Genomic DNA, 20,611 nt, shown 5'->3' with positions numbered 1-20,611 from the left:
TCCAATGTTTGAATTTCAGCTTCGAAAACACGCATGCGATTTTTGCGCATGTTCTGCTGCACGATTGCGAGATAAAGCCGCAGGTCAGGCCGAAGCCATACAGCGTTCTTGATGTTGTCGTTTGAGACACACGCGCGGATGAAATCGATCTTAGTCATCCGTCACCTCCATGCCGAGGCGCAATTCGGTGAATGTTCTAGGGGTGAAAGCGACGTCAGGCACATCGACGCCGACGTCACGGGCCCTACCAGGAGCCGTCAGCTTTCCATGAGAGTGTCCATAAAAGTGAAAGCTGCCGCGATGCTGCGCGGGCCACGCAAGCATGGCGTAATGGCACAGGATCACGCGTTCGCCGTCGACACGGATGTCGGCCATTTGAACTGGTTGACGGTCCCAAGCGAGTTGCGCAACAGATTTTCGAATGCTGCCGTCTGAGTGCAGATCGTGATTGCCGAGGATCAGGCGCTTGCGGCCGTTGAGCTGGTTGAAGATGACCCGCGTGCGTTTCTCGTCAGTAAAGCTGAAATCGCCGAGATGCCAGACGATGTCATTCTCGCGAGCGACTGAATTCCATGCATCGATCATGAACCGGTCCATTTCATTCACGGATGAGAACGGACGGCTTAATACCATCAGCTCGTGAGAAAAGTGCGTGTCTGAAATGAAAAACTGATTTACGAATGACATTTTCAGCTCCGAGTTCTAATGTTGACATTTCATTAGGTCGAAGCTGAAAAGATGTAAAGAGGCTAAAATCGGATTCGAGAAGAATCTTTAATCTCGATCAGATATCAGGATCATATGGCTCTTCAACGCGACCAGCCGTGTCGTATGTTGACCCAACGCTTTCAGACAAGCGTTTGAAAATCGGGTCCGGCATGTCGTCGTCTGAAAACTCGGGCTTATAAGATGAAGACCTCGTTTTCTTCATTCTAGCTAGAAGATCAAATTCGCCTTGATTATAAAGCTGTTGAAGCATTTTGAGGTCGGACAGAAATACAGATATTTGTGTATAGTAATAAGACCACGTGAAATTGTAGCCAATTTTAAAGCAACCATCTGGTAGATGATCATACAGTCGGTTGTCTTTCAGTATATGCAGAGATTCCAAAACCTCATTATTCATCAGCTTATTGAATTCATAAATAGTTGGAAACTCGCTTCTAAACGGCAAAATAACTTCGCGCTCAAGCCATGAAGAATTCTCGGCTGGTGAGCGATCTTTGAACGGAAAACCGTCCATCAAATTCAAAAGCTTTTCAGCCTCTTCATTCATCGGAGGATCATAAAAGAAGTGGTATTTTTGTTGAATGTAGCCAAGGTCGAAGCCTTTTTTCGTAAGCGGGCCAATGACTTCCTTTTTCTTTTCAGTCGTTTTTCTCTTTAATTTTTCACCAGGCGCATATTTATGTTTATGCATGATAGCATCAATATCAGAAACGAGCATAAGATCGGCTGCTGCATCTGCATCGTACGGAATCAGCTTCGTTCGTTCATTAATGAAGCCTTCAATTTCCATATGGTTCCTTTGCTTTATTTTAAACTTGAAAATTGGCATACAAACAACAGCTCCGCACCACTCATCTGTAGCCTTCTCAATCTGCATAATCATTTCTTTAGCCTTTTCAACTGGCATGATTTGATCAGACTGAAAGACAACTGCTTGTTCATAGCGGTTTGTTATGTATGGCATGCCTTCTCTCCATTGAAATGTTAAAATGTGACTGTGTAGAAATCAGAGAGCCGCTCGATGAATTCTGAAATCTGATCATCAGACGCTTTGATTTTGTAATCGATCTTCGGATTATCGATATGAAGAATTCTAATTTTTCCTTCGCGATAGCGAGTAAAAATCGGTTTGATGTGTTCTTCAAAATCAGCATATTCATCAGTAGCCGTTAGTGTGAAATCGTCCGGATAACGAACAGCGGGTTCGTCTTCAAAAGCCTTCTCAACAGCTCTAGATGCTTCGAGAGCTGCAGTTCGCTCAGCGACTTCTGCTCTGTACTGGGCTGTCTGCTCTTGACCGGAAGGCCGGTTTTTTTGATCTTCTATGTCTTTCTGTATTTTGGCTTTACGAGTTTCGAGCTTTGAAGTTTTCCAGCCAAGGCGCTGTCTACGAGCCATTTCAGCTTCTATCTTTGTCATACTTTTCACATAGATACCCTGGTCTAGATGTTCCAGAAGATCATGATCATCGGCCTCTTCTGCTAGAAAGCCCCAGGCCGCAAAATCAGCGCCTTCCGCATCTATAGCGGCCAGGAGCGCATCACCGCGATATGAACGCGTATTGTAGCCATCTGTCAGCGCTTTTCCGCTCAGCGCTTCGTTGAGTGCGATCTTCCATAGGTCGAACGAATTCTTCTCGCGGAATGATCCTAAACCATTACGGTTGAATGCCCTATTAGCTCTTGTCCATAGATCGCTGCGCACGCGAAAGTGTTCATCATCCACACCACCGTATTTATTTGCGTACTTATTGCTGTAGTCTCTATAAAGCCGGACGTGTCTAAAATCAGGCGCTCTGAGTGTAAGAGTGAATGCGTATGAGTGAAGCCGATTACCGCGTCCGCTTTCGTAGATCGCTTCAACCGACGTCGAAAAGCGGCGAACTTTTGTAAAGTCTTCTTCAATCGACTTCTGCAGAAATCTCGTGAGCTGACCGACATTGCCCGTAAAGCCGATGATCTCAGAAAGCTTGGCAGTAGATAGCTGGACGAAGACCTCATTATCTTCGCCAGGTAGCCATCGCTTTTTCGAAGCCTGCAGCGCTAGGTATTTATAAAGAGCTGGTGAGTATTTAAGCGACATAGAACCATTGCCGATAGCCGCAAGCTCGATATATGCGTAAGCAGGCATGCGGCGCATCAGCTCTTTGATCGGTGCCGCGAACTGGTATCCGATCATCACATCATCATTCTTGATCTCCTCCCAGTGGATGATCGCCTGCACGTTCTGAAAACGACGTGCAGCATCTTCACTACCGGTGTAGCAGATAGTCGTCGACCGAAGCTTATTGAGAGATTTCAGAACGTCATCTTTACGCGCATTCTGACCGCACCATCTGACGAGGGCCGACAGATCGATCTTATAGCTTTCGGCAGTCATCTTAGGATCGATCTCGTAGGCGTTCGAGATAAGAAGCTCATGAACAACGGAATCGATTACGCTCAGCTCTGGGCCCGATGTCGAGACGCCAGACAGCATTTCTAAAGGTCTCGGGCTCTCTGGAGCTACCTTTGCGATAGCAGATGGCTTTTCAGCGAGCGTGATCAGAGAGCCGCGATTAACGGGTTGAAATTTTGGTCTTGGTATGTACATTGGTTGCATCTCTGTTTTGATATAACCAATATTTTTGTCGGCGGAGAAAGATGCAAGTATTTTAATTAAAATGCATCAGGTCAGTTGCATTAAATCATAAAATTCAAGTGAATTTTCAGAATGAATTAGAACGATATACTACTGATTTTATTGTCGATTTTATTCTGATTCAATTTGCGGATTTTGTTGAATTAAATTGTTCTCATTCAAATTGGGGATGATGAGTGAATTAAATCAGTTTTGTCAACAAAAAGTTGGGAAATGTTGAATTATAACATTTTGTCAACACTGAAAAGTTGGGAAATCGTGAATTAAAAGAAAGTTGACAGACGTAGGAATTTTAAGGGTTAATCGAATAAAAAGTCGACACAGTTTTGACTAATACAGAGTACAGTGATTTTCAGATACACATTCTGCGTCTACTCAAGCTTTTCCGTGGCGCTGCGCTTAGCTATGTGATTTTTACAGGCAGATTCAGCAGCTCAATGTCAGCCGTAATCTGCTCGTGAAATTCTTCTACGCTCGTGCTGTCGATGTCCGTACCTACCAGATAGTGAATGATTTTCGCTTTTACGATATCTAATGGATCGTCCGAATTGCTGAACATTCTTTCTGAAATGAGAATCAGTTTCTGAGAGTGAGTTAATTTCTTCAAATCGATGTACGGCTTATAATCGTATTTTTCTGAACGTCGCAACTCAGCGAGAAACTTTTCATCGTCGTAGAGCCTCCCAAAATCACTCTGGCGAGGGTATGGATTTCTGGATAGAGAATTGCGCAAGGTATCGAATTTGATTTGATATCGATTCACGCTCACTCATCGATACTCCACTTTCGAGAATACGGTCGGCAAGATCGAAAAGATAATCACTGGCGTTTTTACCGGTGTCCTCTTCATCTCCGTTTTTGATCATGTCTCGATAGGACGACAATATGAAAACGGCCGCATCGCTAATCGCAAATCGATCAGAAGCTGCGCGATAGCTTTCTGCATATCGACCAAAGTCAACACTGAACACATCGATATTTCCACTCATTCATCACCCTCTTTCGATATTGTCCATGGTGTCAACATTAGACCTGGCCTTATATCACAGAGCGTTCACATATAAACCGGCTTTTTCAAAAAATGTGAAATACATCTTTTTGCATTAAAATAATGTTTTTTACCGTTTTTTAATGCGTGTCTCTTGCAAGCCGATATTGCCACACTGTGACGGAAAGAAATCACAATGTGATGGTGAACGAGATGAAGGCTATAGATAATTCAGCAGACCGGACGCGGAAGTGGCGCGAAAGCCTACGGGAGCGGCGCATCCCAGAGTCAGACGATGTAGACACTGCGGCCGCCCAGGCTCTCGCCATTTATCTAGCGTCAGTCGAGAAAACTGGAACGGCCGAAGGCATTCAGGTTAGCGAAGCCATTCGTGCGGTCGTGGAGCGCGTTCTCGTGAAGCAGGGCTACGATGATGAAGCCTCTGCGCAGCGTGCGTCAGCGCGCCTGTATTATCTGCAGATGCTCGCTCGCTATCCCACTGCTCCAGCGTCTCAGCGAAAGCGATGGGAGCGCGGACCACTGCCCGACGATTTCATGAATATGATCGACGATGACGAGCCACAGATGAACGACGACTGGTCATACGAGGAGCAAGATGACGATGTCTGAAAATGGTTACTCCCCCCGTTACTCCCTTAATCGGAATCGAATTTGCTTTCTCGCACATTGTGACGTAGCGACGGCCGAGAGAACGATTGATGTTGTCCGCTAAATCGCGAGTTTGGATGCAGATCATGCGGCCCTGGCTAACGGTCGTGGCTTTGCGCGGAATGATGTTCGGTAGGGCCATCCTGCATGGGCATACACGTAAAAGGGGACTGGCCACGCGATAGAGCAGAACCGCCCCGATCTCCTGGAGCAGAGCCAGCGCTGGTTCAATGATCAAATGGACCTCGATCCCGCCAAGCTCGTCTTCATCGATGAAACCTGGACTGCGACGAACATGGCGCGCACCCATGGGCGGTGCAACAGGGGATAGCGGCTACGTATGGGTTTTCCTCACGGTCCTAATTATCGAGGCGCGAAACCAGCATCGCGCAATGCCACCCTCAAAACTGAAAGAGCATCTACGATCAGGTCAGCCTCTTGACCTGATTCAGCCAGTTCCAGCACGGAAAAACGTCGAGCACGTTTGCAAGCCTGCGCCAATGCGGCGGCCTGCTGGTCATCCAATTGGACAGTGATCTTGTTCACGCATACCCTCCTACCGAAGCGAGGCTCACGGCCAGCTGGCTTAGCACGCCGCGTGCATCCCCAAATTCAGATGCGGCGATTGTTTGTTTACAAACCTTGCTCAGCTGACCGATTTCTTCCTTTGTCAGATTTACGCTCACGCGTTGGCAACGGCCGTCATTTAGCCAACGCCATGACTCAGTCTTAAATCGCCGCTGTGCTTCGCGGAATGCGCCACGGTCAGTTTTGGACGAGGTAACCAGGTAGCGGGCCGCGACGATTTGGTGGCCGTGCCCGAAATATTCATACGACGGCCGCCCTACTGGAAAGTCGTCATGGGCAATGGAAAGGCTACGTGTATCTATCTTCACGAAAACGACACGTAGGTTCTCGGCCTCATCTATCATGTATACGTCGTATGAGTTACCTTCATCATCGTCAAAATTTTCGCTCACGAGAGACCCTTTGCTTCTGTGAGCGGCAAACCACAGCGCATTGATAGCGGCAGCCTCTTCCTCAAGATTCAGGGTTCCAAAATTGGCTGCTTTGGTCGAAAGTTTCATTCAATTTACCTCCTCTGAGCAAAGCTTCGCTGACCTTCGACAACGTCGAAAGCTTTGCCTCGGCTTACGAAAGACCGATCCGGACCAGAGTGAATCTGATCCGGTTCAGCCATTACGATATGAAACTTGGCTGGCGGCCTGGCTGGCCAGCAACCTTTTCAGAACATCCTCACGTCCTCTCGCAAAAGAGGTAGAGGGAAGGGCCACACGTTTGTGTGGAAGGTCAGCTTGAAACACGAAGTTTCTCGCCGGAACACCCCACGTTTGTGGGGAAGAGCCACCTTGCGGCGGTGAACGGTCATCAGCAGAATTTATCTACTAATGAATTTTTAGAGCCGCCATGCGGCAGTAGACAGTTGCAACGCGTGACCCAACAAATGGAACCAAGGGAGCCGGTCGAGGAAATCATCGAGAGTATAAAGCCATACTTCTTCCTCTTCCAACCCCACAGAGGGAACCGAAACACCCTCGACCGGAACGGTTGCTTGATCTAATCTTTCGCTAGTCTTCGCTTCCGATGTGTAATAGATAGCTATATCCACCTCAGTTGGCAAGCCCCTGCTTGAACTTTTTTCAAATTTCTGAATTTTTTAGAATGTCAACACATTGTTTTCTCTACATAATCATGTCAACACTGGCAACAGTAAGGACCGTAACGGTTTGAATCTGTAGAGTTTTCAACTTGGATGTATAGGCGGAAATTCAAGAAAAATAATCAAATATAAACCCTGAAAAAGCTAATTACGGCAGCGATGGCGGTCACTCCCGTCCATGATGAATATTCAGCCCTTCATATCGAGCCGCGCGTCTGGTCATGATCGCCCTACGACGACCGCGCTTAGCACCGTGAACGGACTGTACCGGTCAGCTACGAAAACAAGCGTTCGAAAGCTCAAAGAACTGCCGCCGTTGCGATTGCCGCTGTGTCGGAGATCGGTCGCTTCATTGCACAAACAGGGAGTCTGGGGGATAAGCGAGTTGGCAGTTTTGGAAATCAGTCATAGGTTGAGTCGATCAGCAGCCGGGATTCGTCCATGAGCATCTACCAGGACCGCGAGCAAACTGAAGCCAAGCATTTTATCCTACGTAAATATCTTCAGACGCTCGCCTTTAAGGCACTTCATGGCGGATGGAACCTCGCCTACATCGACGGCTTTTCGGGACCGTGGCAATCACGGACCATCGACCACTCCGACTCTTCTTTTATGATTGCATTGGAGGTGCTCAGGGACGCCCAAGCAAAGGTACGTCGGGTCGGGAAGAGACCGCGCATCAAATGCTTCTTCTCTGAAGAGAACCGGGATTCCTACGCTCAGCTGCAGGCGGCGGTTGCCCCTCTTCACGATCCAGCCAACAGCTTTTTCATTGAGACGTTCAACGGAAAGTTTGAGAACGCGATAAGTTCGATTCAGAAGGCGATGGAGGGATCGTTCGCCCTCACCTTCATCGATCCAACCGGCTGGACCGGTTACGAGTTCGACAAGGTGAAATCCATCTTCGAGCACGCACCAGGGGAAGTTCTTTTGAATTTCATGTTTGACTTCGTCAACCGGTTCACGGCATCTTCGGATGCGAAGATTCTTGCATCTTTCGACGGCATCCTAGGTCCTGGCTGGCAGCAGCGCTTTGATCAGTCATTGCGCCGAGAAGAGGCGTTAATGAAACTCTTCCGAGAACAGTTTGGGAGAGCTGGCGCGTTCTCCCATGTTCTGTGTACCCCCATTGAGAAGATATCTGACCGGACACATTTTTATATCGTATACGGGACCCGTAGCGCGGAGGGGCTGGCTGTTTATCGTGACGTCGAACATGCGGCACTTAGGGATCATGATATGAGGCGGGCATTTGCCCGTGAAGCGATCAGGGAACACAAGACCGGGCAGAGCGACATGTTTGGCTTAGAGGGTGCGGCTTCTTTTGCTGAGATGTCTGCCGACGCGCAATTCGCGAGTATCAAGCTTCAGGCGAAATACTGGCTTCGCGAGCAATTGCCGAAATGTCCAAAGCCATTCTCTGAAATTTGGCCGCCAATGCTTGACCGGTTTATGGTGAGGAAAACCGATGCCAAGGATATTTGTGTGGACTTGGGTAAAGCCGGGGAGATTAAGGAGACTTGGCGGCAGAACGGATCGAGGCGTCGTAAACCAGACGACGCGGATCAGATCGAAAGGGCTTAAGCGGCGACCGCAGGCATGTTGTCCCAGGTTCTCCCGCGATAAGAGCGACCAGTCTTCTTCTTATTGAGGCCGCCCCATTGTTTAAAGAAGAAGGCAGTTTCGGAGTCCGTGCACATATCGAATATTTGGTCGATCCACGCAGGGTCCATCGGACGCGCCTTCGGACCGGATTCGCCTCCAACAATTGCCCACTGAATTCCGTTGAGATTGCCGCCGGTTACCGGGCCGATGAGGGGTTCGAAGGAAACAAACCTGACGGCTGCCGGGACCTGCCTCAGCTCATCGAGCCGATGCAGAACGCGCCCATCCTCGACGCTGGCTCCTAGCCATACGTTGGATAGCACAGGGAACTCCGTTTGCAAAATCTCAGCCATTCTGTCGGGCCGCTTGGTCAGGATTTGGTAGGTATGACGAGGAGTATTCGCCATAACCCGCCAGACTTTTCTCACGAACTCGGTCGGAATGTCCGGATGGAAAAGGTCTGACATCGAATTCACGAACACATTTCTGGGACGTGACCATGTCGTCGGAATTTGCAGGGCGCTTTCATCAAGGTAAAGCGCGCCGGTCCACTTCGGCCTGCCGCCGCTCTTTCGGGTCAAGCCGCGATACTTCCCGACACCCATGGCCTCTAAACGAGCGGCCATCCGCATCGCATAACAATTGGTGCAGCCAGCGCTCATGACGGAGCAGCCTGCCACTGGATTCCAGGTTGCATCGGTCCATTCGATTTTCGTCTCAGCCATCATCCACTCCCGGAACGGCCGGAACGGTACCACGGATGGTAAACGAAAGCGTAAATATTATCTTAGGTTGTGAATTATCAGCCTTCGACAACCAAAGCAGCCTGATCAGGTCGATATCGATATCGAGAGATCGAGCCATCCCTAATTCGTTCGACAGCCTCGTCAATCACGAACAACGGCACCAGGAACCATTCTCGTGGAACCACCGGCTTCCCAAAACGATCCTTGATCTCCATATCAAGCCGCGCGGCACCAAACACACGGTGGATGAGGTTTTCGAGCTTAGTCCGGTTGATGTTGAAAAGCTCGTATGTCGCGACGATCTCGACGTCGGCCAAAAGGAAGGTTGCGTCGAATTTCGCATTGGCGATCCGGCGCTCGACACTACCGCCCGTTACCCCAATCTTGTGAATTAGATCGCGGTTCTGGGCGACAAGGGGGTTCTCGGACTTGCTGCGCAGGACATATATTTTTCCGCTGGCCAGATCGCCATCGTCGGTTTCGTCGGCAAACAGCGGACCTGCCGTCGGCTCCGTGATCCTTCGACCCGTTTCATCCTTATAGAGTGCGCGTTGAAGGGACCGTAGCAAGATGTTGCTCTCGGTGCCATTGGAGTAAATTGCCCGTAGCCGGGCATCGGTTTCGCCGTTCGGTGCTTTGATCGGTTCCCCCACCTCGGCAACATAGACTGTCTGGCCACCGAGAATGAAAAACTGCCCGGCGGTGATCTCAGCCTTCAGAAAACCAGCATCTTTTACGAATGGCCGGGTCGTGCGAACGCCGGATTTCAGCTCGGCCTGTACCTGGTCAAACAACGGCTTAAACTGGTCAAAGTCCTCGCAGCGCTCGCGGTTTGCGATCTCCTCGGCCGCCCGCTTCTCCGATACCGAGCGAACGTGCTTCAGCGTCGTAATTTCTGAAACTTCTGCTTCTATTCCCAATTCGGCCAGGAGAGCATCGTCGTCCATCTCATCGATAACGGCCTGGCTCATGACCGGTAGAACTCCAAGCAATCCCTGATAGTCCATTGGTTCGACAATCGAACGACATGCTTCGATTTCACGGATGCGATCTAGCCGCACGGCATAAAGCCGCTCGAAGATATCGACGGCTTCGCCATGGCGGGGTAGTCGTTTGTTTGTTTCGAAGAAGCGCTGGATTTCCTCGAACCCAGCGATGACCCGCTCTTCCTCGGCCGTACGGGTGCTTGTGCGCTTGGCCTCAACCTCGACGCCAAGTTCCGCGAGCAGAGCATCATCATCATCGGTAAAATCAGCCATTGGCGGCCTCCGCCTTCATACGGGCGAGATACGCAACGCCTTCTGCCATGCGACGTTCCCAAGGATCAGGCGACGTCAAGGAAGGCAGGCGGCTCCGTTCCGCTTTGAACTTGAGAGCGCGGCGAGCCAGATCGCGAGCTTCCTCGGGTGTCATCTGCACCTTCTTGCCCGTGATGATGGCCTCAACCTGCTTCAGGCGCTCCTCGTTCATCTCTTTCGCGAGGATTTTGTAGGCCTCACCGAACGGGTTTATGCTGTCGATCAGGTCGATATCCAGTTCGAGCACGCTCAAGGCAATCTTCCGGACGCCGTCGATCAGGGCGGTATTCCCGGATTGTGGGGCTTCCTCGTTCGGGTTGAGAACCGCCTTCGCTTGTTGGGTCAGGTTGAGGGCTGCAACAGCATGCTGTCGAACTGCCTCCTGGTCCTCTTCGGTTAGCGACGGGTACTTCTCCTTGATGATTTTGCCAAGTCTGACCTGTGTCAGCTCCTGCGGCACCATTTCGTGATCAAAAAGACCACGCTCAATTGACGACCGGTCTTGAACGAACGCGGCGATCACCTCATTGAGGTCTTCCTGGCAAATGCGCTCGGCTTCTTTGCTCTGCGGCTGCGCCAGACCCTTTATCTCGATCTGGAACTCGCCGGTATCAGCGTTGAAGCCGACATTGCATTTGTCTTCCTGATAGCCGCCATCTCCATAGTCAAAACCGTCCTGCGGACCTGTGGCCTTGGCTTTCGGTGTAAAGTTGAACCTCGGAGCGAGCACCTGCTCCATCAGCAAGCTGGCTGCGATGGCCTTCAGCATGTCGTTGACAGCTTCCGCGACCGTGGCCTCAGAGGCATCGGGTTCGGCGATCAGGTTAGTGAATCGAGCGCGTGATTTGCCGGGCGCATCCCGCGTAGCGCGTCCAATGATCTGGACGATCTCCGTGAGGCTGGACCGGTAGCCCACCGTCAGCGCGTGCTCGCACCAAATCCAGTCGAAACCCTCCTTTGCCATGCCGAGCGCGATGATGATATCGACGTGGTCACGGTTGTTTTTCTGACTGGGGTCCTTCAGTGCGGCCGATACCCTATCGCGCTTGCTTGCATCGTCATCAACCAGGTCAGCGATCTTGAGGATGCGGCCGGAGGGTGTTTTGACTAGCTGGAACCCTGTTACCGGGTCGGTGCCCTGCCATTCGCCCAGCTCTTCGATGATGTGCTCCACTTCCCGCACCTTATCCTTAGTGCTTTCCCGGGAATTGACGGAAGGGATGTGGATGATCGTCTTCTCGTCGGGATTGAGGACCTTCAGAATGTCGTCAGAGTAGGCATTGGCGTAGAAGTAGTAGCCGATATCCAGCGTCTTGAGATGCTTGTAGCCGTTCAGCTGCTCATAATAGGTGTAGGTGACGCTTTTGAACTTTTCCTCATCACTCGGCATCAGGACAGGCTCTGCATCACCACGGAAGTAGGAGCCAGTCATAGCAACCACGTGAACCTGGTTCCTGGCCAGCAGTTCGGCCAGCTGCGCGCCCAGTCGGTTATCTGGGTTGGCAGACACATGGTGGAATTCATCGATAGCGATCAGGCAATTGTCGAAGGCCTCAATCCCGAATTTCTCAACTGCGTTGCGGAAGGTCGCGTGGGGGCAGACGAGGATGCGGTCCTCGCTATTGAGGAACGTCCCGACAGCCTCTGCTTTGCCACCGTCTGAGCCCGGCGCATTACAGAGATTCCACTTCGGTTCCACGGTCCAATCAGTCCAGAAACCGAATTTCGAAAGGGGCTCGTCCGCGAAGCTCGATCCGATGGATTTTTCCGGAACGGTGATGATGGCCTTGCGAACGCCCTGGTTATGAAGCTTGTCGAGCGCGATGAACATCAGTGCCCGGCTCTTGCCGGAAGCGGGGGGCGACTTGATCAGCAGGTACTGCTCACCTCGTTTTTCGTATGCGCGCTCCTGCATAACGCGCATACCCAGCTCGTTCGGCTTCGTGGAATTGCCATTCTGCGCATAAGTCACAGAGACGGACGGGACGGATTTCTCGCTGCTCATGACTTATGCCTTCATCTTGATATTGCTGGTCTTGGTAGGTTTGCCTGAGGTCATCTTCGTGTAGAGTTCGAACAGCTTTTCTAGGCGTTCGGTGTCGTTCCTGAAGCGTCGACCGATGTAGATCGCTTCCAGCACCTCATCGTTCCGATCATGCGCAGCCTTCAGGTCGGCAGGCATTTTCTCGGGGTCGTAGAGGTCAGCAATGGACGCGGGGAAATGAGCCTCGCGTGCGAGAAGAATATCTTCGGCGCACCGGGTCAGATCAGATTTGTTTTTTTCAGTCAGCTTTGGAAGCGGAAAGGTGTTCCAACCTAAAGTGTTGGAATATCTATAGTCAGTTTTGATTTTACCGCACACTGTGGCGATCCAATTTAAATGCAGACGCGAAGCAATCAGTGAAATCGTCCATAGCGGAGCATCGTAAACCGCGAATGCAGCGTTCGACACAACGGTTCCTACAGGCAGAAACCCGACAGGGAGATATTCCCTATTCTCACTTGTGTGAATTGGAACGATACATGGAACCGCTTTGCGGGCATTGCTTCCATATCGAATCTCTAAGAAAGCATGTGGTCGCTGCGCGGCTACCTGGGTAGGCTTTTTGGTGCTGTTCTGTCTAAAGGCTCTGACATTTTCTATACGAGAAGATATCTCGGGAATTTCCCGGGCCATCGGAGCCTGACGGTCCTCGATCCACAAACAAAAGCGCTGCTTCCCGTCGATAAACTCGGTGCTTCCAATGTACGGAACAAGGAACTGATCTGCTCCGGCGACCTTGGCTAAAGCTTCTTTGTCGAACAGGGACATGATCAGCCCGCCCCCATCGGCTGGCTTACTACCGTAGTCCATCGACGGAAGACCATTGATGGGCCTAGACTCCGACCTCACGTAAACATCGTCTGTTGGCACGAGGTACGGATTGATATGGTCGACTTCCTTGCGGGCAACATCCTTCCCCTCCACTTTCGAATACAAATAGCGCGCGGTGCCTGCCGAAGTAGTCAAACCAACTATGACAACAGTAACCCCGGCATTGTTGCTAGCCAAATTAGCCCATTTGAAACTTGTGTAAGCGAATTTGATAACGTTGCCGGTTTTGAAGATCAGGGGCCATAAGGTCGGAACCTGCTGGCCCTGACACACGGAGTTTGTCGAAACAAATGCGGCGGATGCCTTTGCACGAGTTCCGTATAAGGCAGCCTTCATGAACCAACCAGCAACGTAATCCAAAAGCTTCCAGTTTTTCGTGTAAGTCTCAAATATGGACGCTAGATCGTCTTTCTGCTCGGATGACTGCAACGATGCCCCTAAATAAGGCGGATTGCCGCAGATGTATGTCTCACCCCCTTCATTTTGGAAATCTATCTCTGCCTGCTCCAAGGGCGAATTGAAGAGGTCGTCGCTATGCAACCTGACGTCGGTTCCCGTGGGTGGGCAGAGCCCGAACCAATCGAGCCGCAAGGCATTCCCACAGGTGATCCAATTCCTGGAATCCAAGGGTAGGAATTCAGCGAGAGCCTCTTTTTGTCCGCGATACAGGACGTCACTCTGGTACTCGGCAATTATCAGCGCTAACCGAGCGATCTCAGCTGGGAAATCTCGAAGCTCGATACCTCGGAAATTGGTGAGCGGAATTTCCGACCGGCGCTCCGGCTCCCCCCGCCGCTTGTTGATCTCGGCTTCTATTTCCCGCATCTGCTTGTAGGCGATGACCAGAAAGTTCCCGGAGCCACATGCCGGATCGAAGACACGAATCTTGGACATCCTACTTCGGAGATTGAGCAGCTTCCGGGGATTGTCGCCCGCCTCCTCCAGCCTCTCACGAAGGTCGTCGAGAAACAGGGGGTTGAGGACCTTCAAGATGTTCGGCACGCTGGTGTAGTGCATGCCCAGAGAGCCACGCTCATCGTCGTCAGCAACAGCTTGGATCATCGAGCCGAAGATGTCCGGATTGATCTTCTTCCAGTCCAAGCCACCGATATGCAGCAAATAGGTGCGTGCAATTTTGCTGAAGACCGGGACATCGGTCGATCCCGAAAACAGCCCGCCATTCACGTACGGAAAGACGTTCGCCCAACGCGGAATGCCAGCTGAGGCGCGATGCTCAGAGCGTGTGTTCATCGCCTTGAAGATGGCCTCGATCACAATGTGCGTGTCTGAGGAGTCCTTGCTGCTCATCTGCTCGACCGTGGCAGTAAACAGAGCCTGTTTCATGAAAATGTCGGTGTCCTCAGCAAAGAAACAGAAAATGAGACGCGCCATGAAATGGTTCATCTCGTGGCGACGTACAGAGGTGCTCCACTCCGGATTGTCCTTCAGAAGCTCGACATAAAGACGGTTCAGTCGGCCCGTGGCCTTTATGTCGAAACTACTTTCGCGGATTTGCTTGACTGTCGAAATCCCTGCGAGAGGAAGGAAAAAGCCAAAACACTCCGGAAACTTCTCATACTCGCAGACAATCACCTCGCCCGTGTTCAGGTCTTCAGCCTGGAAATCAACGCCGTCGGTGGCGAGGATGAACTTGGCTTTGGCGCGGGATGTCGCAGGGCTGGATTTCAGGTCTCTCAGCGCGTCAGTCACTGCTCCCGTCGCGACTGCCTTGATATGGATATTGGTCGTTTGCAGGACACCCCCAATGTCTGACTTATTGGTCTCGCCGCTTCTAAGCCGTCGGAGAGTGGTTTCTTTCGCGCCATATGCCTGGAGGAACAGGTACGGAAATTCTGATGCGACGAACGGCTGTTCGGCCAATGATGATATGGCTTCTTCGATCTCAAACGCGTTCAATTCAAAACCCCACCAATTCGTAAACCCAGGTTATGCCGAAATACTCGATCCTAACCGCACCAAGGAATAGTGGGATTGACGGGGCTGGTCATCCCCTTCACACGCAACCCTGCGAAGAAATCCTCAACAATTACTGATTTCAACACCTCATGATGTGCAAGGGTTTCCTCAGAACAGAGGCACGAGATCGAGCAGGAATTTGGACTTTCCTACGGGTTATCTATTTTTTCGCGATTGGTTGGTCACGCTTGAATTCGCTCAAAATGGTAATCATTCGTTTGGGTACCGCTTGTATGGTTCCTATATGAGCGATATTACGCCGCTGTTTGATGCTGCGCCTCTCTTCACTTCTTGGGCGGGCAAGAGGAAGCTAAGACGGGCGCGTTGGCACGTCAACGAGCGGAACATCTAATCGGGTATAAACACGAGGAAATGGGAGGTCTCCGATTGTACTCATCCAACTTGCACTCATTAGAACGCGGTCTCTCCCTTGCACAGCTTGCAGTCATTGAACGCGATAAGTCAATTCTGCAGGCATTATCGTCGGGTCCCATCGCCGACAAGCAGGTTACTGTGAAGACGGTTACACAGACAATCAATAAGGAATAAGGCCTGCTGACGTGTGGCGAAGAGCCGGTATATGCAGGTAATCAGGTGACGGGCGGAGAAGGTAACCAATTCTGCCGATCAGGTTTCAAGATGGGAAAATTTGGATGATGTGAAAGCAACTTTCGAGTTGTGGAGAAAAGAAAAATATTCCTGAAATCCAGACCTTCGCCCTCTTCAATTCATACTTGTTTTATGCGAATTTAATTAGACCATTAAATGTATCGAAGACTCCATTAAATACCGCTTCTCTTTCAAGAAGAATCTTATGCTCTAAACCATCTTTCATAAGGTCTTCGACCATATAGTCAAGATCGTCTTGGCTCATACCTTTATGAACTGCCAAGCCTACGTATTCGGATATATGATCCATTGTCTGTGAGTACGATAGTCTTTCATCGATACGATTTATTTCGACGATAATATTTTCCTCTCCTCTAATGAAAATCGCATTATATTCTCCAAAACATTGCGTTATTCCGAAAGATGCAGAAGAAACTTGATTTACAGTCTCATATACACGGAAAGCCCAAAAGCCATTATCGAGCGTTCCAGAAAGCTCTCCATTTAAAAGCTGCTCATTTTCGTCGAAATCTGCCTGGAAGTGATCCTCCAGAGCTTTGCATACTAGAGCCTTCATCATATCTTCATTGCTTGAAAACTCGTCAGGTGAAAATATTTCCATGCCCTGAATGTCTTTAACTGCTTTATCCATTGCCGTATTCCCTTCTTAGCTATTTTCGAATTTTTCTAATTTTTCGCGTCATCAACGCCGTGCTGATTTTCTATCCTTTTCACCTTTTTAAAATAGATCAATAGCGTTTTCCAAAAATTGGTCAAACAATCTCCCCTTAATTCTAGTCGCCTTCTCTTCAGAAATCGACCATATGCAGGTGATTTTAGGAAATTCAAGGCCCACAAGACCAAAAATGGCCGACTTTTGGAGGGCCACTCCAATTTTAAAAAGCGCCTTGGTATATGTGGGCTTACGACCGGCCTCTTCGGCGGTTCAGGCACCGGAAGTTTAGTTGTCTTCACCTTCGCTCTCCACCACTCTTCAAGGAGCTTTCTGCAGTTCTCTGAGGTAGCCTGCTCTTCATCATATAAAGCCGGATCGCCGAACACTTACACCGAGACTTCTGAACTGCGGAAAGCCTTCGAGAGATTTGTGATATCCTATGCGTCTTTCACTTAAGAAGGTAGGGAACTTTAGATTGATCAAAGAAGTTCCCATTTGTTTCCTGCCTGTCCGGATTTCATCGGGATGGCTGGCATGTGCTTACCCGTGTTAACCGCTCACACGTACGAGAATATGAAATCTTGAATGTGATTAGAGCTAATCACTTCAGTCTTTTCATTGGTTTACAGAAGCTTCGCTTCTTCGAATTTATCATCGCTGATCGATGCTGCTCGGCACTTGTTACGGTAGTTGTTGCTCTCTGAGAGCATGATCACGAGATGAAGCTCATCTACGCCAAAAAACTCCGCTAACTTTCGACGATTGACTGTTTTATGCGAGAGTTTGCATCTTGTCGTCTGTCGGCAAAAAATAAATCAATAGAAGAGTGTAGATTTTTATATGTATTGTCTCTTGCATCGCCGAAATGAATCTTATGATCAATCAACAGTAGAGGAAAGAGCACAATGTTGAGAGCAATAATACACGCAATTTTATCAGCGATGCGTGCTGCCGGAAAAGGGATTGACTGGTTCTTGTCGATTTTCGGTATCGGCGGCGGAGCACCTGCGGCTAAGATCGAGCCGGAAAAAATTGGATTGCCGACGCTCGATGAGCTAAAGCGCGTGCAAGAGAGCGCTCGCGGACAGCAGAAGGCCGCCGATCTTATGATCAGCACAGCACTCGCACAAGTTCATTCGTATGCGTGTGCGAGACCGAAAGCGCGCCTAGATATGAACCTAGACAAGTTAAATCTCGACCAAACGATTTGGCTGATGAAGCTGTCCGAGCGTGAGCTGTCGCTGGTAGCTAAAGCGACTGATATACGCCTACAAGCAGCTCTCGATGGTGATGCTGACCCGATTGATGGTGTCCGGCCGTTAGTAGAGCCGAAGCCGGATACTACGAGCCGCTTTACGAAGCGAATTCTCGACAAGAAACAGCAGCGTGTTCTCTATTTAGCAGAGGCTGCCTAAGTCGCCAGGCTCTGGCTCAATATCTGGAGCACGACCAATGATATCGAGGGCCGCTGTGATTAAAGCGGCCTTTTTCATGCGTTCGAGAAGCCGACGCTCTTCAGCTTCCCGCTCATCAGCATTCAGCTCGTGCAGATAGTCTGCGTACGAGCGATACATCTCTATATAAAGCTCGTCATTCGAAATCATGCGGCCCGGCCCACAAGCTTATCGATTACGGACTGGCGCTGTTGAGCGGCGGCTTTCAGACGAGCATTTTCAGCGCGCAGGTTTTCCAGCTCGACAGCTTGATCAGTAGCGTATTCATGCCATGCTTGGGCCATTTGCACTGCGTAATCGCGCTGATATGCGAGATTATCAGAAGCGGCGGCGGCGCGGGCTGCACGAACTGCTGCTGCGCCATTCATAGCCGAATTCACGAAGCCGATAGAAAGACCGGTGAAGATCGCTGCGAGATTAGTCGCATGATATGTTGCGTGACACTGAGCCATTTCGATCTCCTTTTCGATTTCTTGATTTTATATTGTCTAGAATTTCAACATTTGCAACATCTTGCTTTTTCAACGGTTTTTTAATGCGTCAGCACGGTTAACAGAATTTGAAACACGTAAAGATAATTTTTTATGATGTATTCTGATGTGTTGACATTTTTCGCAAATGTGACAAATCTCGCTCAAAATCGAATTTGAGTAAGAATTGTAACAAACCTGGAGAAGATGGAAATGGCAATCAAAACAGCGGCGGCTGAGAAGAGTGAAATCTCGCACGACTTCTCGAAATTCGCACTTGAAGAGATGTCGATTGCACAGCTCAAGGCGCTGAAAGAAAGAGCTTCTGAGCTGATCGATGCAAAATATGAGTCTGAGAAAGCTGATGCACTTAGTAAGATGCGACAGCTAGCAGCGGCGTCTGGCTTCACTCTCGAAGAGATAATTACAGGCCTCGATCCAGCTGAGAAGCCGAAGGGCTTCAAAAGGAAGCCTATGAAAGCAAAGTATTTGCATCCCGATGGTGACACAACGTGGACGGGCGTCGGAAAAGCTCCGCGATGGATTACTGAATATGAAGCAAATGGTGGCTCACGCGACGATTTGCTTATCGGCTAATTTTTCGAAGATGTAATGATTAAAGGGCAGAATTCGATTTCTGCCCCTTTTTGCATTCGATACCTTCGTGTGTGTGGGCGACTATCATATTCCTAATCTGTAGGTCACGCGTTCGAATCGCGTCTGGATCACCAAAAAATTGATAGCGTCCGTCAAGTTGGTGTAATTTCAGGTGAGGACCGGGCCGTCATGATCAGGCGGCTTTCGGTGTAATTTGCAGTGTCATTTCCTCCTCGATTATTGGTGGATTTAGCTCGGCCATGGCCTCGACCTGCATGTAGCGGCTGAGGAGCTGCCATTCATCGTTTGCTTCGAGGAGAACTGCGCCGATGAGGCGAACGATGCTGTCCTCGTTGGGGAATATGCCGACGACATCGGCGCGTCGCTTCACTTCCTTGTTCAAACGCTCCAGTGGGTTCGTGCTGTGGAGCTTGGTGCGATGCTGCGCTGGGAACGCCATGTAGGCGAGCACATCAGCCTCCGCATCGTCCATGAAGGTTCCGAGCTTCGGCCATCGGACACGGAGCTGGTCGGCGACATGCCGCCAGGTCTGAACGGCACTCTCGTGGTCGGGCTGGATGAAGGATTGCCGGATCGCGGCGGCGACCATGGTATGCTGGCCCTTGGGAACGTAGGCAAGCGCATTGCGCATGGCATGAACGCGGCACCTTTGCCAGGTCGCGCTGAGGATGCGGGTGATCGCAGCCTTCAGCCCCTCATGAGCATCGGAGATGACGAGCTTGACACCGGTTAAGCCCCGGCGCACCAGATCGCGCAGGAATGTCGTCCAGAACGGTTCGGCTTCGGAAGGGCCGATATGCAGGCCGACGATTTCCCTTTTCCCATCCGTGTTGACGGCCACCGCGATTATTGCCGCCACAGAGACGATGCGCCCGCCCTCGCGTACCTTCAGATAAGTGGCATCGAGCCAGAGGTATGGCCAGTCACCGGAAAGAGGGCGCTTGAGGAAAGCGTTCACCCGCTCGTCGATGTCCTTGCACAGCTTCGAAACGGATGACTTCGAGATGCCCGTCATCCCCATGGCCTGTACCAGTTCATCGACCTTGCGGGTCGAAACCCCATTGATCCAGGCCTCCTGGATGACGGCGACGAGTGCCTTCTCCACCATCTTTCTCGGCTCCAGGAAACCTGGGAAGTAGGCTCCTTGCCGCATCTTCGGTATCTTCAGGTTCAGCGTGCCGAGCCGCGTGTCGAGGGAACGGTCGCGGTAGCCGTTGCGCCAGGTCTGGCGGCCGTCGCCACGTTCATAGCGGCCAGCGCCGATCAGGCCGTCAACGTCGGCCTCCATGATCAGTTGCAACACGCTCTCGGCAATCGTGCGCAGAAAATCGCTGTCACCACTCTTCGCGGCAAGCTCGGCAAGAGGTAATCTATCGTCGGTCATCGGGTCTTCCTTTCGGTCAGGTTGAAGCTTCGCAACTCCACCTTCTCCGACAGGCCCGGTGCCCACCTTGCGCTCAACGAATGCGGCAGCCCATTCTCAACCGCCGTTTCCACCTCAATGCGCCTCCGAATTTACACCACGTGCTCGGACACTATCAAAAAATTCAATGACTTAGTTTGCGCTTTGGCAGAA

Annotated in this window: 18 protein-coding genes and 1 pseudogene; 5 read left to right on the top strand and 14 right to left on the bottom strand. The window is 50.5% G+C overall.

All coding sequences use genetic code 11. The features are described from left to right. Positions 1–150: 150 nt before the first annotated feature. The 4 genes from LQK83_RS05895 to LQK83_RS05880 form a co-directional block, all read right to left on the bottom strand. Positions 151–687, bottom strand: a complete 537-nt coding sequence (locus LQK83_RS05895) for a metallophosphoesterase family protein (protein ID WP_230836441.1) — start codon at positions 685–687, stop codon at positions 151–153. A gap of 97 nt (positions 688–784) precedes the next feature. After that, positions 785–1,693, bottom strand: a complete 909-nt coding sequence (locus tag LQK83_RS05890; RefSeq protein WP_230836440.1) for a hypothetical protein — start codon at positions 1,691–1,693, stop codon at positions 785–787. A gap of 20 nt (positions 1,694–1,713) precedes the next feature. Beyond that, positions 1,714–3,321: a hypothetical protein gene (locus LQK83_RS05885; protein ID WP_230836438.1), complete on the bottom strand. Its 1,608-nt coding sequence runs from the start codon at positions 3,319–3,321 to the stop codon at positions 1,714–1,716. Positions 3,322–4,058: 737 nt separating this feature from the next. Beyond that, a complete protein-coding gene (locus tag LQK83_RS05880) occupies positions 4,059–4,358 on the bottom strand; it encodes a hypothetical protein (protein ID WP_230836437.1) in 300 nt (99 codons plus the stop codon). Between the two features lie 200 nt (positions 4,359–4,558). On the opposite strand from LQK83_RS05880, the gene LQK83_RS05875 reads away from it, so the two are divergent. Further along, positions 4,559–4,987, top strand: coding sequence for a hypothetical protein (locus LQK83_RS05875; protein WP_230836435.1), 429 nt, complete (start codon positions 4,559–4,561; stop codon positions 4,985–4,987). Between the two features lie 202 nt (positions 4,988–5,189). Next, positions 5,190–5,354 (top strand): annotated as a pseudogene (locus LQK83_RS05870) (IS630 family transposase); the annotation flags it as partial. Positions 5,355–5,389: 35 nt separating this feature from the next. Here the strand turns inward: LQK83_RS05870 and LQK83_RS05865 are convergent. Beyond that, complete coding sequence (locus LQK83_RS05865; protein WP_230836433.1) at positions 5,390–5,572, bottom strand: DUF7706 family protein; 183 nt, start codon at positions 5,570–5,572, stop codon at positions 5,390–5,392. Continuing rightward, on the bottom strand, positions 5,569–6,114 hold the full coding sequence (locus LQK83_RS05860; RefSeq protein ID WP_230836432.1) for a hypothetical protein: 546 nt from the start codon (positions 6,112–6,114) through the stop codon (positions 5,569–5,571). The genes LQK83_RS05865 and LQK83_RS05860 overlap by 4 nt, the downstream gene beginning before the upstream one ends. Positions 6,115–7,148: 1,034 nt before the next feature. Here LQK83_RS05860 and tcmP point away from each other — a divergent pair. Further along, positions 7,149–8,291, top strand: coding sequence for a three-Cys-motif partner protein TcmP (gene tcmP, locus LQK83_RS05855; protein ID WP_230836431.1), 1,143 nt, complete (start codon positions 7,149–7,151; stop codon positions 8,289–8,291). On the opposite strand, the gene LQK83_RS05850 is transcribed toward tcmP, so the two are convergent. From LQK83_RS05850 to LQK83_RS05830, 5 genes are all read right to left on the bottom strand, one after another. Next, on the bottom strand, positions 8,288–9,037 hold the full coding sequence (locus tag LQK83_RS05850) for a DUF5131 family protein (protein ID WP_230836429.1): 750 nt from the start codon (positions 9,035–9,037) through the stop codon (positions 8,288–8,290). The two genes, tcmP and LQK83_RS05850, sit on opposite strands and share 4 nt — an antisense overlap. Positions 9,038–9,114: 77 nt before the next feature. Continuing rightward, positions 9,115–10,317: a GIY-YIG nuclease family protein gene (locus LQK83_RS05845; RefSeq protein WP_230836427.1), complete on the bottom strand. Its 1,203-nt coding sequence runs from the start codon at positions 10,315–10,317 to the stop codon at positions 9,115–9,117. Continuing rightward, positions 10,310–12,361, bottom strand: coding sequence for a DEAD/DEAH box helicase (locus tag LQK83_RS05840; protein ID WP_230836425.1), 2,052 nt, complete (start codon positions 12,359–12,361; stop codon positions 10,310–10,312). Before LQK83_RS05840 ends, LQK83_RS05845 begins: the two co-directional genes overlap by 8 nt. A gap of 3 nt (positions 12,362–12,364) precedes the next feature. Beyond that, positions 12,365–15,148: a class I SAM-dependent DNA methyltransferase gene (locus LQK83_RS05835; RefSeq protein ID WP_230836423.1), complete on the bottom strand. Its 2,784-nt coding sequence runs from the start codon at positions 15,146–15,148 to the stop codon at positions 12,365–12,367. 799 nt (positions 15,149–15,947) lie between these two features. Next, positions 15,948–16,469 (bottom strand): hypothetical protein, encoded by a 522-nt coding sequence (locus tag LQK83_RS05830; RefSeq protein WP_230836422.1) that lies wholly within the window; start codon positions 16,467–16,469, stop codon positions 15,948–15,950. A gap of 929 nt (positions 16,470–17,398) precedes the next feature. On the opposite strand from LQK83_RS05830, the gene LQK83_RS05825 reads away from it, so the two are divergent. Then, the gene (locus LQK83_RS05825; protein WP_230836421.1) at positions 17,399–17,908 is read left to right on the top strand and encodes a hypothetical protein; all 510 of its coding nucleotides are present in this window, start codon (positions 17,399–17,401) and stop codon (positions 17,906–17,908) included. Here LQK83_RS05825 and LQK83_RS05820 read toward each other — a convergent pair. Both LQK83_RS05820 and LQK83_RS05815 read right to left on the bottom strand, forming a co-directional pair. Then, positions 17,891–18,097, bottom strand: a complete 207-nt coding sequence (locus tag LQK83_RS05820; protein WP_230836419.1) for a hypothetical protein — start codon at positions 18,095–18,097, stop codon at positions 17,891–17,893. The genes LQK83_RS05825 and LQK83_RS05820 overlap by 18 nt on opposite strands. Beyond that, on the bottom strand, positions 18,094–18,399 hold the full coding sequence (locus LQK83_RS05815) for a hypothetical protein (protein ID WP_230836417.1): 306 nt from the start codon (positions 18,397–18,399) through the stop codon (positions 18,094–18,096). Before LQK83_RS05815 ends, LQK83_RS05820 begins: the two co-directional genes overlap by 4 nt. A gap of 231 nt (positions 18,400–18,630) precedes the next feature. Between LQK83_RS05815 and LQK83_RS05810 the strand changes: the two genes are divergently transcribed. Next, positions 18,631–19,014 carry an H-NS histone family protein gene (locus LQK83_RS05810; protein WP_230836416.1) on the top strand — a complete coding sequence of 128 codons (384 nt, stop codon included), beginning with the start codon at positions 18,631–18,633 and terminating at the stop codon, positions 19,012–19,014. A gap of 193 nt (positions 19,015–19,207) precedes the next feature. Here LQK83_RS05810 and LQK83_RS05805 read toward each other — a convergent pair whose 3' ends face one another. Further along, the gene (locus LQK83_RS05805) at positions 19,208–20,419 is read right to left on the bottom strand and encodes an IS256 family transposase (RefSeq protein ID WP_230836414.1); all 1,212 of its coding nucleotides are present in this window, start codon (positions 20,417–20,419) and stop codon (positions 19,208–19,210) included. Positions 20,420–20,611: the final 192 nt, after the last annotated feature.

Origin of the sequence: Rhizobium sp. C1, from assembly GCF_021026335.1 — a bacterium.
GTDB lineage: Bacteria > Pseudomonadota > Alphaproteobacteria > Rhizobiales > Rhizobiaceae > Ensifer_A.
Note: the sequence above shows the minus strand (reverse complement) of the source record. Positions and strands in the feature narration are given on the sequence as shown.